Source organism: Massilia forsythiae, assembly GCF_012849555.1.
Taxonomy (GTDB): Bacteria; Pseudomonadota; Gammaproteobacteria; order Burkholderiales; family Burkholderiaceae_D; genus Telluria; species Telluria forsythiae.
Map to the genome: position 1 here is coordinate 5,265,738 of NZ_CP051685.1, position 15,183 is coordinate 5,280,920.

General features: G+C 66.8%; 12 protein-coding genes. 10 read left to right on the plus strand and 2 right to left on the minus strand.

Features of this window, described 5'->3' with window-relative positions:
* The first annotated feature begins 7 nt into the window (after window positions 1-7).
* Both HH212_RS22085 and HH212_RS22090 read left to right on the plus strand, forming a co-directional pair.
* A complete protein-coding gene (locus HH212_RS22085; RefSeq protein ID WP_229217406.1) occupies window positions 8-1,240 on the plus strand; it encodes an efflux RND transporter periplasmic adaptor subunit in 1,233 nt (410 codons plus the stop codon).
* Window positions 1,237-2,472 (plus strand): ABC transporter permease, encoded by a 1,236-nt coding sequence (locus HH212_RS22090; protein WP_170204467.1) that lies wholly within the window; start codon window positions 1,237-1,239, stop codon window positions 2,470-2,472. The genes HH212_RS22085 and HH212_RS22090 overlap by 4 nt, the downstream gene beginning before the upstream one ends.
* Window positions 2,473-2,523: 51 nt before the next feature.
* Here the strand turns inward: HH212_RS22090 and HH212_RS22095 are convergent, their stop codons facing one another.
* The gene (locus tag HH212_RS22095; RefSeq protein ID WP_170205616.1) at window positions 2,524-2,886 is read right to left on the minus strand and encodes a translation initiation factor Sui1; all 363 of its coding nucleotides are present in this window, start codon (window positions 2,884-2,886) and stop codon (window positions 2,524-2,526) included.
* A gap of 70 nt (window positions 2,887-2,956) precedes the next feature.
* Here HH212_RS22095 and HH212_RS22100 point away from each other — a divergent pair, with 70 nt between their 5' ends.
* The 8 genes from HH212_RS22100 to HH212_RS22135 all read left to right on the plus strand — a co-directional run bounded on the left by HH212_RS22100 (window position 2,957) and on the right by HH212_RS22135 (window position 10,683).
* Window positions 2,957-4,537, plus strand: coding sequence for a protein adenylyltransferase SelO (locus HH212_RS22100; protein ID WP_170204468.1), 1,581 nt, complete (start codon window positions 2,957-2,959; stop codon window positions 4,535-4,537).
* A gap of 71 nt (window positions 4,538-4,608) precedes the next feature.
* Window positions 4,609-5,004 (plus strand): peptide-methionine (R)-S-oxide reductase MsrB, encoded by a 396-nt coding sequence (msrB, locus tag HH212_RS22105; protein ID WP_170204469.1) that lies wholly within the window; start codon window positions 4,609-4,611, stop codon window positions 5,002-5,004.
* 36 nt (window positions 5,005-5,040) lie between these two features.
* Complete coding sequence (locus tag HH212_RS22110; RefSeq protein WP_170204470.1) at window positions 5,041-5,670, plus strand: septation protein A; 630 nt, start codon at window positions 5,041-5,043, stop codon at window positions 5,668-5,670.
* A complete protein-coding gene (locus HH212_RS22115; protein WP_170204471.1) occupies window positions 5,667-5,969 on the plus strand; it encodes a BolA family protein in 303 nt (100 codons plus the stop codon). Before HH212_RS22110 ends, HH212_RS22115 begins: the two co-directional genes overlap by 4 nt.
* Before the next feature lie 104 nt (window positions 5,970-6,073).
* Window positions 6,074-6,853 (plus strand): peptidylprolyl isomerase, encoded by a 780-nt coding sequence (locus HH212_RS22120; protein WP_170204472.1) that lies wholly within the window; start codon window positions 6,074-6,076, stop codon window positions 6,851-6,853.
* Between the two features lie 99 nt (window positions 6,854-6,952).
* Window positions 6,953-7,735: a peptidylprolyl isomerase gene (locus HH212_RS22125; RefSeq protein ID WP_170204473.1), complete on the plus strand. Its 783-nt coding sequence runs from the start codon at window positions 6,953-6,955 to the stop codon at window positions 7,733-7,735.
* A 283-nt stretch (window positions 7,736-8,018) separates the two neighbouring features.
* Complete coding sequence (locus HH212_RS22130; protein ID WP_229217407.1) at window positions 8,019-9,188, plus strand: GDSL-type esterase/lipase family protein; 1,170 nt, start codon at window positions 8,019-8,021, stop codon at window positions 9,186-9,188.
* 595 nt (window positions 9,189-9,783) lie between these two features.
* Window positions 9,784-10,683: a dioxygenase family protein gene (locus tag HH212_RS22135; protein WP_170204474.1), complete on the plus strand. Its 900-nt coding sequence runs from the start codon at window positions 9,784-9,786 to the stop codon at window positions 10,681-10,683.
* Window positions 10,684-10,993: 310 nt separating this feature from the next.
* Here the strand turns inward: HH212_RS22135 and purL are convergent, their stop codons facing one another.
* A complete protein-coding gene (gene purL / locus HH212_RS22140) occupies window positions 10,994-15,067 on the minus strand; it encodes a phosphoribosylformylglycinamidine synthase (protein ID WP_170204475.1) in 4,074 nt (1,357 codons plus the stop codon).
* Between the last annotated feature and the right edge of the window lie 116 nt (window positions 15,068-15,183).

Consider the following 15,183-nt stretch of genomic DNA (forward strand, 5'->3'; position numbering starts at 1 on the left):
GGAAACGATGCCTTTCACTCCCGAGCCGTCCCGCGCGATGGCGATCGCCGCGCTGCGGGCAGGCGTCGTGGCGGCGCTGCTATGCGCCTGCGACGCCGCGCCCTCCGGCGCCGCCCCCGCCGAACTCCTGGCCGCACGCGCCTGGAACGAAACCCTGGAAGCCGAAGGCGAGATCAAGGCCGCCGCCAACACGCCGCTGGCGGTGCCCGGCAACGGCTGGAGCAGCCGCGTGCTGGTGGAGATGGTGGCCGACGGCAGCAGCGTGCGCAAGGGCCAGGTGGTGGCACGCTTCGACGCGCCGCAGACGCGCATGGAATTGTCCCAGGCCGAAGAAGAACTGCTGCGCAAGACCCTGGCCGAGGAAGCCAGCCGCCAGAATGCCGCCGTCGAGCGCGGCGTGCTGGCGGGCGAGCGTGCCAAAGTCGAGGACGATCTCGGCCTGAGCCGGCGCTACGCCAACGTCGACCTGAGCGTCTTTGCGCGCAACACCATCCTGGATGCGCTGGCCGATGTCGGCTTCCTGACCGAGAAGCGCGGCTACCTGGCGTGGAAAGGCGGCCAGGCCACGACCCGCAATGCCGCCCAGGAAGCCGTGCTGCACTCGCAGCGCGACAGCGTGGCCCAGGGCGCCGCCCAGAAGCGCGACAGCCTGGCGTCGCTGGAACTGGTGGCGCCGCACGACGGCGTGTTCCTGCAGGCGGCGCGCTGGGACGGCAGCAAGCCGCAGGTGGGCGCCAACCAGATGGCCGGCGAGGAATTCGGCGCGTTGCCGGACCTGGAACGGATGGTGGCCCACTTCAACGTCGCCGAAGGCCAGGCCTACGGCCTCAAGCCGGGCCTGCCGGTGCGGGTGCGCCTGGCCGGCACCGGGATGGAACTGGACCTGACGGTGACGCGGGTTGGCAGCAGCGCCAGCGCCATCTCGCCCGAGTCGCCGGTCAAGTACAGCGATTTCGACGCCGCCATCGATGTCGACACGGTGCGGCGCCTGGGACTCAAGCCCGGCCAGGCGCTGCACGGCGCGGTGCGCCTGGTGGCGCGCGCGGCGGCGCTGACGGTGCCGAACATCGCCGTGGTGCAGGATGGCGCCTTCCACGCCGTGTACACCGACGATGGCGGACACTTGCGCAAGCAGCGGATCGTCCTGGGCCAGCGCGGCCCGGTGCGCAGCGAAATCAAGGACGGCCTGCACGCCGGCGCGCGCGTGGTGCTGGTGCCGCCGGCGGAAGGCAAGGCATGAACCGGGCGCTCCTGCTGGAAGCCGTCGCCGAGCTGCGGCGGCGCAAATTGCGTACCGGCCTCACGCTGCTGGGCATGATCTTCGGCGTCGGCGCCATCGTCGCCATGCTGGCGGTCGGCGAAGGCAGCCGGCGCGAAGCGCTGCGCCTGGTGGCGGAACTGGGACTGAACAACGTGCTGGTCGAAAGCAAGAACATCGACGCCGAGCGGCTCAAGGAAGTGCGCACGCGCTCGCTGGGCCTGTCGGCCGCGGACGGCGCGGCGGCGCTGGCGGTGGTGCCGGGCGCGCGCTCGGTGGCCTTGAAAAAGGAAATCAAGGTCGACCAGCTGGCCTTCGGCGAACGGGTGGTCGATGCGCGCGCGTTCGCGGTGTCGCAGGCATACGCCGCGCACGGCAGCCTGGCGCTGAAGGCGGGCCGCTGGCTGGCCCCGGCCGACGCCGCCACGCTGGCGCCGGTGTGCGTGCTGGGCGCGCGCCTGGCGCGCACGCTGTTCGGCGCGGCGCCGGCGCTGGGCCAGCGCGTCAAGCTGAATCACGTGTGGCTGCAGGTGGTCGGCGTGCTGGCCGAGCGCACGCCCAGCAAGGCCGAGTTCGAGGGCGTCAAGCTGGGGCAGGACGACGAGCGCCTGTTCGTGCCCTGGGAAAGCGCGCGCGCGCGCTTCGGCTTCAAGCGCATCGAGGACGAGGTCGACGGCATCAGCGTGCAGCTCGACGGCGCCACCGCGCCGGACGGCGCCGCGCGCGTGCTGCAGGCGCTCGTCGCCCAGCGCCACGGCGGCGTCGACGACACCAACCTGATCGTGCCGATGGGCCTGTACCGCCAGAACCAGCAGACCCAGCGCATCTTCACCATCGTCATGAGTTCGATCGCGGGGGTGTCGCTGCTGGTGGGCGGCATCGGCATCATGAACATCATGCTGGCCAACGTGCTGGAGCGCCATCGCGAGATCGGCCTGAAACGGGCGCTGGGCGCACGCCGCCGCGACGTGGTGCAGCAGTTCCTGGCCGAGGCGCTGGTAATCGCCGTCAGCGGCGCGCTGCTGGGCGTGGCGCTCGGCGCCGCCGTCGCCTACGGCATCGCCGCGCTGGCCGGCTGGTCGGTGGCATGGTCGCTGCCCGGCCTGCTGGCCGCGGTGCTGTCGTGCGTGGCGGTGGGGCTGGCGTTCGGCGTCTATCCGGCGCGCCAGGCGGCGGCGCTGGACCCGATCGCGGCGCTGCGCAGCGACGGCTAGCGCCCGGCAGGTGTCGGCGGATGCCTTTTCCGAGCGATGCCGCGCATCGTTTCAGCCGCCGGCACGCTTGGCGGCATGGCCGAGTTTCCCGAGCGTCTGCATGACCACATCACAATGGTCGCCCTGCACCTCGATCACCCCATCCTTGACGGTGCCGCCCGACCCGCAGGCCGTGCGCAGCTGCTTGCCGAGCGCGGCCAGCGCGATCGCATCCAGCGCCACGCCCTTGACCAGCGTGACGGTCTTGCCGCCGCGCCCCTTGCTCTGGCGCGACACGCGCACCACGCCGTCGCCCACCGGCGCGGCCCGGTCCGCGGCCCGGCAAAGGCACTGCGCCGCCGGCTGGCCGCACGCCGGGCACATGCGGCCGCTTTCCGTGGAATACACCAGGCCGCCATTCGAACGGTTCTTCATCTCGATTCGATCATCCTTCATGTGACGATCCGGAAGTGTACCAGCCCTGCCCGCCGGTGCCGGCAGGCACATGCATTCCCCTGCGCCACGCGTCCGCAGGCAAAAAACGCCGGGTACGGTAGAATCGCGTCATCTTTCCGACCCTGACGCCACTGGAACCGCCATCACTGCCGACGACCTGCCACTGGACAATTCCTTTGCCGAATTGCCACCCGCCTTCCACACGCGCCTGATGCCGACGCCGCTGCCCGCGCCGTATTTCGTCGCCGCCAGCAGCAAGGCGGCGGCGCTGGTCGGGCTCGACCCGGCCGACCTGGCGCATGAGGACATGGTCGCCGTGTTCAGCGGCAACCACGTGCCGCCGCGCGCCAAACCCTTGTCCGCCGTGTATTCCGGCCACCAGTTCGGCCACTGGGCCGGGCAACTGGGCGACGGCCGCGCCATCCTGCTGGGCGGGATGCGCACGCCGGGCGGCCCGATGGAGCTGCAATTGAAGGGCGCCGGCATGACGCCGTATTCGCGCATGGGCGACGGCCGCGCGGTGCTGCGCTCGTCGATCCGCGAATTCCTGTGCTCGGAGGCCATGGCCGCGCTCGGTATCCCGACCACGCGCGCCCTCGTCATCACCGGCTCGAACCAGCGCGTGGCGCGCGAGACGCTGGAGACGGCGTCGGTGGTGACGCGCATGGCGCCCAGCTTCGTGCGCTTCGGTTCGTTCGAACACTGGCACTACCGCAACAAGCCGGAGGAATTGCGCATCCTGGCGGACTATGTCATCGACAATTTCTATCCTGAACTGCGCAACGAGGAACAACCTTACCTGGCGCTGCTGGCCGAAGTCACGCGCCGCACCGCGCGCCTGATGGCGCACTGGCAGGCGGTCGGCTTCATGCACGGCGTGATGAACACGGACAACATGTCGATCCTCGGCCTGACGCTCGACTATGGCCCGTTCGGCTTCATGGAAGCCTTCGACGTCGACCACATCTGCAACCACACCGACCAGGGCGGGCGCTATTCGTACGCCAACCAGGTGCCGGTGGGGCACTGGAACTGCTACGCGCTGGCCAACGCGCTGTTGCCGCTGATAGGCGAGGTCGAGGCGGCGCAGGCGGCGCTGGAAGTCTATGTCGACGCCTACGGCGAGCAGTTCGACGCACTGATGCACGCCAAGCTCGGCCTGGGCACCGTGGCCGAGGACGACCGCGCCCTGTTCGACGACATGTTCAAGCTGATGCAGGCCAACCGCGTCGATTTCACGCTGTTCTTCCGCCGCCTGGGCGACTTGCGCGTGACGGCGCTGGGGATGGACGCGGCCGCGCGCGAAGCGCTGGACGCGCCGCTGCGCGACCTGTTCCTCGATCGCCCGGCCTTCGACGCCTGGGCCGGGCGCTACCGCGAACGCTTGTTGCAAGAAAATAGTGACGATGCAAGCCGGCGCGCAGCCATGAACCGCGTCAATCCGAAGTACATCTTGCGCAACTATCTGGCTCAGGTCGCAATCGAAAAGGCGCAGGACGGCGATTTCAGCGAAGTCCAGCGCCTGCTGGCGGTGCTCGAGCGCCCGTTCGACGATCAGCGGGAAAACGACGCCTATGCCGCGCTGCCGCCGGACTGGGCGGCGCAGCTCGAGGTCAGTTGCTCCTCGTGAACGGGGCGCCCCTTGAATAAGCGCACGCTCGTCCTGATGTTCAGAACCACGATCAATTTACGAAAGCCATCATGACCGACAAAGTCACCAAGAGCGACGCCGACTGGCGCGCCCAGCTCGATCCGATGCAGTACCAGGTGACGCGCCACGCCGCCACCGAGCGCGCCTTCACCGGCAAGTACTGGGACCACCACGAGCACGGCATCTACCACTGCGTCTGCTGCGACACCCCGCTGTTCGAATCGGACGCCAAGTTCGAGTCCGGCTGCGGCTGGCCCAGCTATTTCCGCGCGCTCGATCCGGCCAACGTCATCGAAAAGGTCGACCGCACGCACGGCATGGTGCGGACCGAGATCATCTGCGCCGTGTGCGACGCCCACCTGGGCCACGTGTTCGAGGACGGCCCGCCGCCGACGGGGCTGCGCTACTGCATCAACTCGGCGTCCATGCGCTTCGAACCGGCCTGATCCACGCCGTCCGTCCACCCCGTATTCCGTACCGATATGAAATTTCTGTTCGACCTGGTCCCGCTGATCCTGTTCTTCATCGTCTACAAGGTGGGCGCCGGCAACCAGGAGGCCGCGCACGCGCTGGTCATGCAACACATGGGCGGCCTGATTTCGGGCGGCAACGTCACGCTTGAGCAAGCGCCGATCATGCTGGCCACCGCGGTCGGCATCGTCGCCACGATGATCCAGATCGCCTACCTGATCACGCGCGGGCGCAAGGTGGACGGCATGCTGTGGCTGTCGCTGGGGGTGCTGGTGGTCACCGGCGGCGCCACCATCTACTTCCACGACGAAAGCTTCATCAAGTGGAAGCCGACCGTGCTGTACTGGGCGTTCGCGCTGGCGCTGTTCGTGGCCCAGGTCGGGTTCGGCAACAACCTGGTGCGCAAGGTGATGGAAGCGCAGATCAAGCTGCCCGACGCGCTGTGGGCGCGGGTCGGCTTCGCCTGGATGGGGTTCTTCACCGCCATGGGCCTGCTCAACCTGCTGATGGCCTTCGTCGTGTTCAAGGGCAATACCGGGGCCTGGGTCAGCTTCAAGCTGTTCGGGTTCACCGCCATCTTCTTCGGCTTCGTGGTGGCGCAGACGCTGCTGCTGTCGAAATACATCCAGGAGGACGCATGAATACCGCAATTGCCGCAGCACAGGACAAAAGTACGCGCGTCGAGCGCATCCGCGCCCTGCTGCAGGCGGCGCTGGCGCCGGCCGAACTGGCGGTCGACGACGAGTCGCACCTGCACGCCGGCCATGCCGGCGCGGCTTCCGGCGGCGGGCATTACCGGGTGCGGATCGTTTCGGAACGCTTCCAGGGCCTCAGGCTCGTCATGCGCCATCGGCTGGTGTATGATGCCGTGCAAGGTATGATGCATACCGACATCCATGCGCTGGCGATCACCGCGCTGGCGCCGTCCGAACTGTCCTGACAGTGCGGATTTTCAGGCAGCCTTAAGTAATCTGTTCCAGAATCTGCGGCGTATTACAAGAATTAATCCAATCCCTCGTCCAAGCAACCCCAACAGGAATGAACATGACTTTTAAGCCAGCACGGCTGCTGGTAGCCTTGATCGCTATCGCCACCGCCCCCGCATTCGCCCAGAACCTCGCCGTCGTGAACGGCAAGGCGATTCCGTCGTCGCGCGCCGATGCCGTCGTCAAGCAGGTCGTTGCACAAGGCCAGGCCACCGATGGCCCGCAACTGCGCGATGCGATCAAGAAAGACCTGATCGCGCGTGAAGTGATGATGCAGGAAGCCATCAAGCAAGGTTACGACAAGAATGCCGACGTCAAGCTGGCGCTGGAAAACGCCCGCCAGACCATCGTCGTGAACGCCCTGGCGCGCGACTACATCAACAAGCACCAGGTGACCGACGCCGAAGTCAAGGCCGAGTACGACCGTTTCACCAAGCAGAGCGGCGACAAGGAATACCACGTGCGCCACATCCTGGTGGAAAACGAAGCCGATGCCAACGCCATCATCGCCAAGCTGAAGGGCGGCGCCAAGTTCGAAGACCTGGCCAAGCAATCGAAGGACACCGGCACCGCCAGCAATGGCGGCGACCTCGACTGGGCCAACCCGTCGTCGTTCCCGCCGGAATTCGCCGCCGGCTTCACCGGCCTGCAAAAGGGACAAGTCACCGACAAGCCGGTCAAGACGCAGGTCGGCTACCACGTGATCAAGCTGGACGACGTGCGCCCGGCGAAACTGCCGACGCTCGACGAGGTCAAACCGCAGATCCAGGAAGCGCTGCAGCAGCAGAAGCTGGCCGCCTACCAGGATGAAATGGTCAAGAAGGCCAAGGTACAGTAAGATGTCGCATTACCGGCGGGCTCGACCGCCGGTTTTCGTCGCTCGTGCGACTGTTCGTATTGATCGTCGCATTTCTCGTGTTTTCATAGGATCGAATAAATGATTGTGAAGCCAGCCCGCCTCTTGTTAGCCATGATCGCGATGGTCGCGCTGCCGTCGTTCGCGCAAAACGTGGCGACCGTGAATGGCAAAGCCATCCCGGCGTCCAAGGTCGACCAGGTGGTCAAGCAGGTCGTTGCCCAGGGCAAGGGCACCGACTCCCCGCAACTGCGCGAAGCGATCAAAAAGGACCTGATCAACCGCGAAGTCCTGATCCAGGAAGCCGACAAGCAAGGCGTCGGCGCCCGTCCGGACGTCAAGAACGCGATCGACAATGCCCGCCAGAGCATCATCATCAACGCCATGCTGGCCGACTTCGTCAAGAAGAACCCGGTCAAGGATGCCGACATCCAGGCCGAGTACGACAAGGCCAAGGCGGCGCAATCGGGCGGCAAGGAATACCACGCCCGCCATATCCTGGTCGAGAACGAAGCCGATGCCAAGAGCATCATCGCCAAGCTGAAGGGCGGCGCCAAGTTCGAAGACCTGGCCAAGCAATCGAAGGACCCGGGCTCGGCGGCGAACGGCGGCGACCTGGGCTGGGCGAGCCCGGACAATTTCGTGCCCGAGTTTTCGAAAGCCATGACCTCGCTGCAAAAAGGCCAGGTGACCGATGCGCCGGTCAAGACCCAGTACGGCTACCACGTGATCAAGCTGGAAGATTCGCGCGCCGTCACGATCCCGCCGCTGGCCGAAGTCAAGCAGCAAGTCGCGGAAGCGGTACAACAGCGCAAGCTGGCGGCCTTCCGCGAAGAGCTGATGAAGAAAGCCAAGATCCAGTAAACTGGACCGGCATGACGAAAGCGCTCCCTCGGAGCGCTTTTTTTGTACCTGCGGCGCCCGCATGCGCCGGCATTGCCATGTAATTTGTTCGACCGAAAAACAATCACGAGACCCGTCCTACCATGATTCCGTACCGCTTACTGCCCCAACGCTCTTCCCCGCTCCTGCTGGCCGCCGCCCTGATGGCCGGCGCCGCCACGGCCGCAGCGGCCGCGCCATCCACCCTGCCCCTGTACATGGGCAAACCGCTCGCGGGGCGCAGGTACTGTTCGGCGACTTCGACGTGCAGAAGCCGCTCGCCGGCGCCAGCGGCCGCATGGACGACGACCCCAAGCTGCCGAACGCAGTGGTCGAACTGCAACGCAGCACCGGCCCGGCAGCAAGGGAGGAAGCGGATGCGCTCAGGCTGCGCTGGAAGGATGCCTGGTTTTCCACGGTGCGCATCGAGACCGCCCCGCTCGACCTGCGGCCCTACCTGGCGCACGGCACGGTGTCGTTCGACCTGAAAGTCAACGAACTGGCGCAGGGCGGGCTGGCGTTCCGCCTCGACTGCGGCAAGGATTGCGAGCGCCGCATCTCCTACGTGGTGCCGGCGCGCGCCGCCCAGGGCAAGGGCTGGCAGCACCTGCGCTACGCCCTGGACTGTTTCCGTCACGACGGCGACGACCTGCGCGCCGTGACGCGGCCGTTCGCGCTGGACGGCACCGGCAGCGGCGACGTCGAGATCGCCAACCTGCGCATCGACGCCAGCGGCAAGCCGAACGCGACCTGCCCCGATTACCGCACCGTCTCGGTCACGCCGGAACCGCTGGTCGAATCCTGGTCGCTCGACTGGTGGATGCCGCGCCACCAGGAAAAACTGGCCGAGATCGCACGCCGCAAGGCGGCGGGCGAGCCGACCGACCTGGTCTTCATCGGCGACTCGATCACGCACAACTGGGAAAAGGAAAACAAGCCGCTGTGGGAGCAATTGTACGGACGCTATCACCCGCTCAACCTGGGCTACGGCGGCGACCGCACCGAAAACATCCTGTGGCGCCTGCAGCACGGCGAAGTCGACGGCATCGCGCCCAAGGTCGCGGTGCTGATGTTCGGCACCAACAACACCGGCCTGCGCCACGAAGACCCGGCGCGTACCCTGGCCGGCATCCGCCGCGACATCCAGGAACTGCGCAAGCGCCTGCCGGACACCAAGCTGCTGCTGCTGGCGATCTTCCCGCGCGGCGAGTCGCCGGCCGACGGCAACCGCCAGGTGAACGAACAGGTCAACCGCATGCTGCCGCAGCTGGCCGACGAGCGCCACGTGTTCTTCCTGAACATCAACCAGTCCTTCCTGGGCGCGGACGGCACGCTGTCCAAGGAGATCATGCCCGACCTGCTGCACCCGAACGACAAGGGTTACCGGATCTGGGCGCAGGCGATGCAACCCCGGCTCGACCAGCTGATGCGTTGAAACGCGTTCCGTCGTTCCCGCGAAGGTGCACTACTGTCCAAGATAATCCTTATCTCTGCCTTAAAATCGCTCCTAGCCAACAACTCGTCGTTCCCGGCACTGCCGAGAACGACTCCCCGCGAAGGCGGGGATAATGCCACTGGCATTATCCCCTCCATACTGAGCAAGAAAATTTGGTAGCCGGAAGCAATCAGAATGCTTCAAAAATACCAACTTTTGACTCTCAGTATGGGTCCCCGCCTTCGCGGGGAGTCGTTTCAGGCAGTGCCTGGAACGACGGTTTTTAGGCCAGCAATACTATCTTGGACAGTAGTGCGCCACGACAAGCAATCGACGCCCGACCCAACCCCTGTCTTTACGCGGTTTTACAGCCGTTGACGGCGCTTAACACCATCCCGTCCGACAATCCAGCCCAGATCGACGGAAGCATATGTACGAAGGTTTCGCCCCCACCCCCTTCCGTTGAACTTTCCCTGAATCCGGGGGAGACCGCACCGACCCACCGATCCGGACGCAAGCGCGCAGCAATGCGTGCTTGACGCCCGGCCGATAAGCAAAAGCGGACACTCCTTCACAAAACGCCGATGGAAAAAAGATGGAACACAAGCACCCCAGTCTCGCCGACGACCTCGCCCGCATGCTCGGCACCCAGAGCGACCGCCGCCAATCCCTGCGCTGGCTGCTGGCCGGCGCGGCCTCGCTGCCATTGGTCGGCTGCGGCGGCGGCAGCGACAGTAGCAGCACCACCAGTTCGACGACGGCGTCGACGTCCGGCACCAGCGGCACCACCACCGGTACCACGACCGGCACCACCACCGGCACGGGCACCGGCACCACCACCAGCGGCACCTGCTCGGTCGTGCCGGAAGAGACCGGCGGCCCGTATCCGGGCGACGGCACCAACAGCAACGGCAGCGGCATCGCCAATGCGCTGACCCTGTCGGGCATCGTGCGCAGCGACATCCGCACCAGCGTCTCGCCGGGCAGCGCCACCGCCGCCGGCATCAAGACCACCATCAAGCTGCAGATCGTGAATGTCGGCGCCAGCTGCGCCAGCGCGTCCGGCGCCGCGGTCTATATCTGGCACTGCGACCGCGACGGCAACTATTCGATGTATGCGACCGGCCTGACCAAGGAAAACTACCTGCGCGGCGTGCAGGAGACCGACAGCACCGGCACGGCCACCTTCACCACCATCTTCCCCGGCTGCTACTCGGGCCGCATGCCGCACGTGCACTTCGAGGTGTATCCGAGCCTGGCCAAGGCCACCAGCGCCGCCAACCGCGTCAAGACCTCGCAATTCACCTTCCCGCTGGCGACGCTGAACGAGGTGTACGCCACCAGCGGCTACACCAGCAGCGCGCGCAACCTGTCGAGCATCAGCTATGCCACCGACAACGTGTTCAACGACGGCTACTCGCTGCAGCTGGCGACCGTCACCGGCGATCCGATCAACGGTTACGTGGTGACGCTGACGGTGGGCGTGTCGCTGTAATCCACGCGCACGCCACACAAAAAAGCGCGCCCTGGAGGCGCGCTTCTTTTTGAATGTTCCGGTGACCCATCCGCCTGGCGTCGTCGCCGTGCCGATCGGAGGCGAAACGATCGCCGACGGCAAAATACCGTCGTCCCCGCGCAGGCGGGGACCCATGCCGAGCATCCGCAGTCGTCATTCTTGAAGATGCGCGGCGTATCTAGGTAATCGAATCCGGTTGCTACGTATGGGGTAAAGAATGCCAGTGGCATTCTTTACCCTGCGCGGGGACGACGTGTTCAAGACATCGCCATACGATGGGCAGTGACGTTCAACCCACCCACTTGCGCGCATTCTGGAACATGCGCGCCCACGGCGAACGTTCGCCCCAGCCATCCGGATGCCACGACATCGTCACCGTGCGCTGCACGCGCTCGGCGTGCGGCATCATCACCGTGAAGCGGCCGTCCGGGGTAGTGACGGCGGTCAGGCCGCCCGGCGAGCCGTTCGGGTTGAACGGGTAGGCTTCGGTGGCGGCGCCGCGGTTGTCGACGTAGCGCAGCGTCTGGATCACCTGCGACAGGTCGCCGGTCTGCGAGAAATCGGCATAGCCCTCGCCGTGCGCGATCGCCAGTGGCGCGTGGGTGCCGGCCAGGTCCTGGAAGAAGATCGACGGCGAATCCAGCACCTCGACCATGCCGAAGCGCGCCTCGAACTGTTCCGATTTGTTGCGGGTGAACTTCGGCCAGGCCTCGGCGCCGGGAATGATGCCCTTCAGGTTGCTCATCATCTGGCAGCCGTTGCAGACACCCATGCCGAACGTGTCGCCACGTGCGAAGAATTCGGCGAACGCTTCCTTCAGCCGGGCATTGAACAGGATGGTCTTGGCCCAGCCTTCGCCGGCGCCGAGCACGTCGCCGTAGGAGAAACCGCCTACCGCGATCAAGCCATTGAAGTCGTCGAGCTTCGCGCGGCCGGCGATCAGGTCGCTCATGTGCACGTCCACCGCGCGGAAGCCCGCCTGGTGCATGCCCCAGGCGGTCTCGATGTGCGAGTTCACGCCCTGCTCGCGCAGGATGGCCACGCTCGGGCGCGCGCCGGTATTGATGAACGGCGCCGCGATGTCGACCTCGGTGTCGTGCACCAGCTTCGGCGTAAAGCCCGGGTCCTGTTCGTCCAGCAGGCGCTCGTATTCCTGGTCGACGCAGGCCGGGTTGTCGCGCAGGCGCGCAATGCGCCAGCTGGTTTCGCTCCACAGGCGGTGCAGCGCGCTGCGGCGCTGGTGGTAGATGACTTTCGCGTCGCGCGTGAACTCGACCACGCCGCGGTCGTTGACCTTGCCGATGATGTGGCTGCAGGCACCCAGGCCGGCGCCGCGCAGCACGTTCATCACCGCGCTCTTGTCTTCGGCGCGCACCTGCACCACCGCGCCCAGCTCTTCGCTGAACAGGGCGCGCAGCGTCATCTCGTTGCGGCGCTCGGCCACCTGGCCGGCCCAGTTCTTGGCGTCGCCGTGGTCGGAAGCGTGCTCGCCTTCCATCGCCAGGATGTCGAGATTCACCGACACGCCGGCGCGGCCGGCGAAGGCCATCTCGCACAGGGTGGCGAACAGGCCGCCGTCCGAGCGGTCGTGGTAGGCCAGCAGCTTGCCGTCCGCGTTCAGCTGCTGGATGGCGCCGAAGAAGGCTTTCAGGTCTTGCGGGTCGTCGAGGTCGGCGGTGGCGTCGCCCAGCTGCTGCGTGACCTGCGCCAGCGCCGAGGCGCCCAGGCGGTTCTTGCCGCGGCCCAGGTCGACCAGCACCAGCGCGGTCTCGCCAGCATCGAGGCGCAGTTGCGGCGTCAGGGTGCGGCGCACGTCCGGGACCGGCGCGAACGCCGACACGATCAGCGACACCGGCGAAATCACCGCCTTGGCGACGCCATCGTCGTTCCAGGTGGTGCGCATCGACAGCGAGTCCTTGCCGACCGGGATCGACACGCCCAGCGCCGGGCACAGCTCCATGCCGACCGCGCGGACCGTGTCGAACAGCGCCGCGTCCTGGCCGGGCTGGCCGCAAGCCGCCATCCAGTTGGCCGACAGCTTGATATCGGCGATATCCGCGATCGGTGCGGCGGCGATGTTGGTGATCGCCTCGCCCACCGCCATGCGGCCGGAGGCCGGCGCGTCGATGACGGCGGCCGGAGTGCGCTCGCCCATCGCCATCGCCTCGCCGATGTAACCTTCGTAGCTGAGCGTGGTGACGGCGCAATCGGCCACCGGCACCTGCCACGGGCCGACCATCTGGTCGCGCACGCTCATGCCGCCGACGCTGCGGTCGCCGATGGTGATCAAAAAGGATTTATCGGCCACGGTCGGCAGCAGCAGCACGCGGCGCGCCACCTCTTCCAGTTCGAGGCCGGTCAGGTCGACCGGCTTGAAGTCGTTCTGCACGTGGGTGACGTCGCGCTGCATCTTCGGCGGCTTGCCGAGCAGGACGTCCATCGGCATGTCGACCGGGCTCGTATTCGTCACCGGATCGACCAGGCGCAACTGGCGCTCCTCGGTGGCGACGCCGACCGCGGCGAACAGGCAACGCTCGCGCTCGCAGATGGCGGCGAAGCGCGCCAGGTCGCTCGGTGCGATCGCCAGCACGTAGCGCTCCTGCGATTCGTTGCTCCAGATTTCGCGCGGCGACATGCCGCTTTCTTCCAGCGGCACCTTGCGCAGGTCGAAGATCGCGCCGCGCCCGGCGTCGTTGGTGATTTCCGGGAAGGCGTTGGAGAGGCCGCCGGCGCCGACGTCGTGGATCGAGATGATCGGGTTGGCGTCGCCCAGCTGCCAGCAGCTGTTGATGACTTCCTGCGCGCGCCGTTCCATCTCCGGATTGCCGCGCTGGACCGAGTCGAAGTCGAGGTCGGCGGTGTTGGTGCCGGTCGCCATCGACGACGCCGCGGCGCCGGCCATGCCGATGCGCATGCCGGGGCCGCCCAGCTGGATCAGCAGGCTGCCGACCGGGATGGCGTCCTTGTGCGTGTGGCTGCCGTCGATGTTGCCGATGCCGCCGGCGATCATGATCGGCTTGTGGTAGCCGAACACCGTGTTCGCGCCGAGCGCGGTGGCGCCGACGTTCTGCTCGTAGGTGCGGAAGTAGCCGCCCAGGACCGGCCGGCCGAATTCGTTGGAAAACGCGGCGCCGCCGAGCGGGCCGTCGACCATGATCTGCAGCGGCGAGGCGATGCGCTCCGGCTTGCCGTAGGCAGCAGCGTCGCCCTTGCCGGTCGCGTTTACATCGGCCGCGTTCACGTCGGCGGCATTTTCCCAAGGCTGGACCGCGCCCGGAATCACCAGGTTCGACACCGTGAAGCCGGCCAGGCCGGCCTTCGGCTTGGCGCCGCGGCCGGTCGCGCCCTCGTCGCGGATCTCGCCGCCGGCGCCGGTGGAGGCGCCCGGGAACGGGGAGATCGCGGTCGGGTGGTTGTGGGTCTCGACCTTCATCAGCGTGTGCGTCAGCCGGGTGCTGCCGGCGTATTCGAGCGCGCCGTCCGCGCCCACGCGCGGGAAGAAGCGTGTCGCCTGGGCGCCTTCCATGATCGCCGAGTTGTCGCTGTAGGCCACCACGGTGCCCTTCGGCTGCAGCTGGTGCGTGTTCTTGATCATCTGGAACAGCGACTTGTCCTGCTTCACGCCGTCGATGGTCCACTCGGCGTTGAAGATCTTGTGGCGGCAGTGTTCGCTGTTGGCCTGGGCGAACATCATCAGCTCGACATCGGTCGGGTTGCGCTGCGCCCTGGTGAATGCATCGAACAGGTAGTCGATCTCGTCGTCGGCCAGCGCCAGGCCCATGGCCGTATTCGCCTGTTCCAGCGCCGCGCGACCCGAATGTTCTCCACTTCCCAGGATATCGATCGATTCCAGGTCGCGGCTGTCCAGGTCGGTGAACAGCGCCTGCGCCTGGTCGGCGCCGCGCAACACCGTCTCCGTCATGCGGTCGTGCAGCAGGCCCGCCACCGCCGCGAGCTCGGCGTCGGCCAGCTTCTTCGGCGCCTTCAGGGCGGTGCCGAACAGGCCGCTCTTCAGCACCACGGTATAGGCCACGCCGCGCTCGATGCGGTGGATGTGCGCCATGCCGCAATTGTGGGCGATGTCGGTGGCCTTGGACGCCCACGGCGAAATCGTGCCCAGGCGCGGGATCACGAAGAATTCCTCGGTCACGCCCTCGTACTGCGTCTCCGGGACCGGCTCGCCGTAGGTGAGCATGGCGGCTAGCCGCTCGGTATCCGAGGCCGCCAGCGGCGCGCCGGCATCGATGAAGTGGACGAAGCGCGCCTGCACCGCCGCGACCGTCGGGGCGACGGCTTGCAGCTGGGTGAGGAGGCGTTGGCTACGGAAGGCGGACAGGGCGTTGGAACCCGGCAGAATCAACATGGCTGGAAAGTCGGTTGATGCAGCGTGGCTGCGGGTGGAAGATAGCCCGCTATTATACAGCGTCGCTGCGCCCCTACGGGACGGCCGCCCGCCCCGCCGCACCCGCGCCGGTCCGG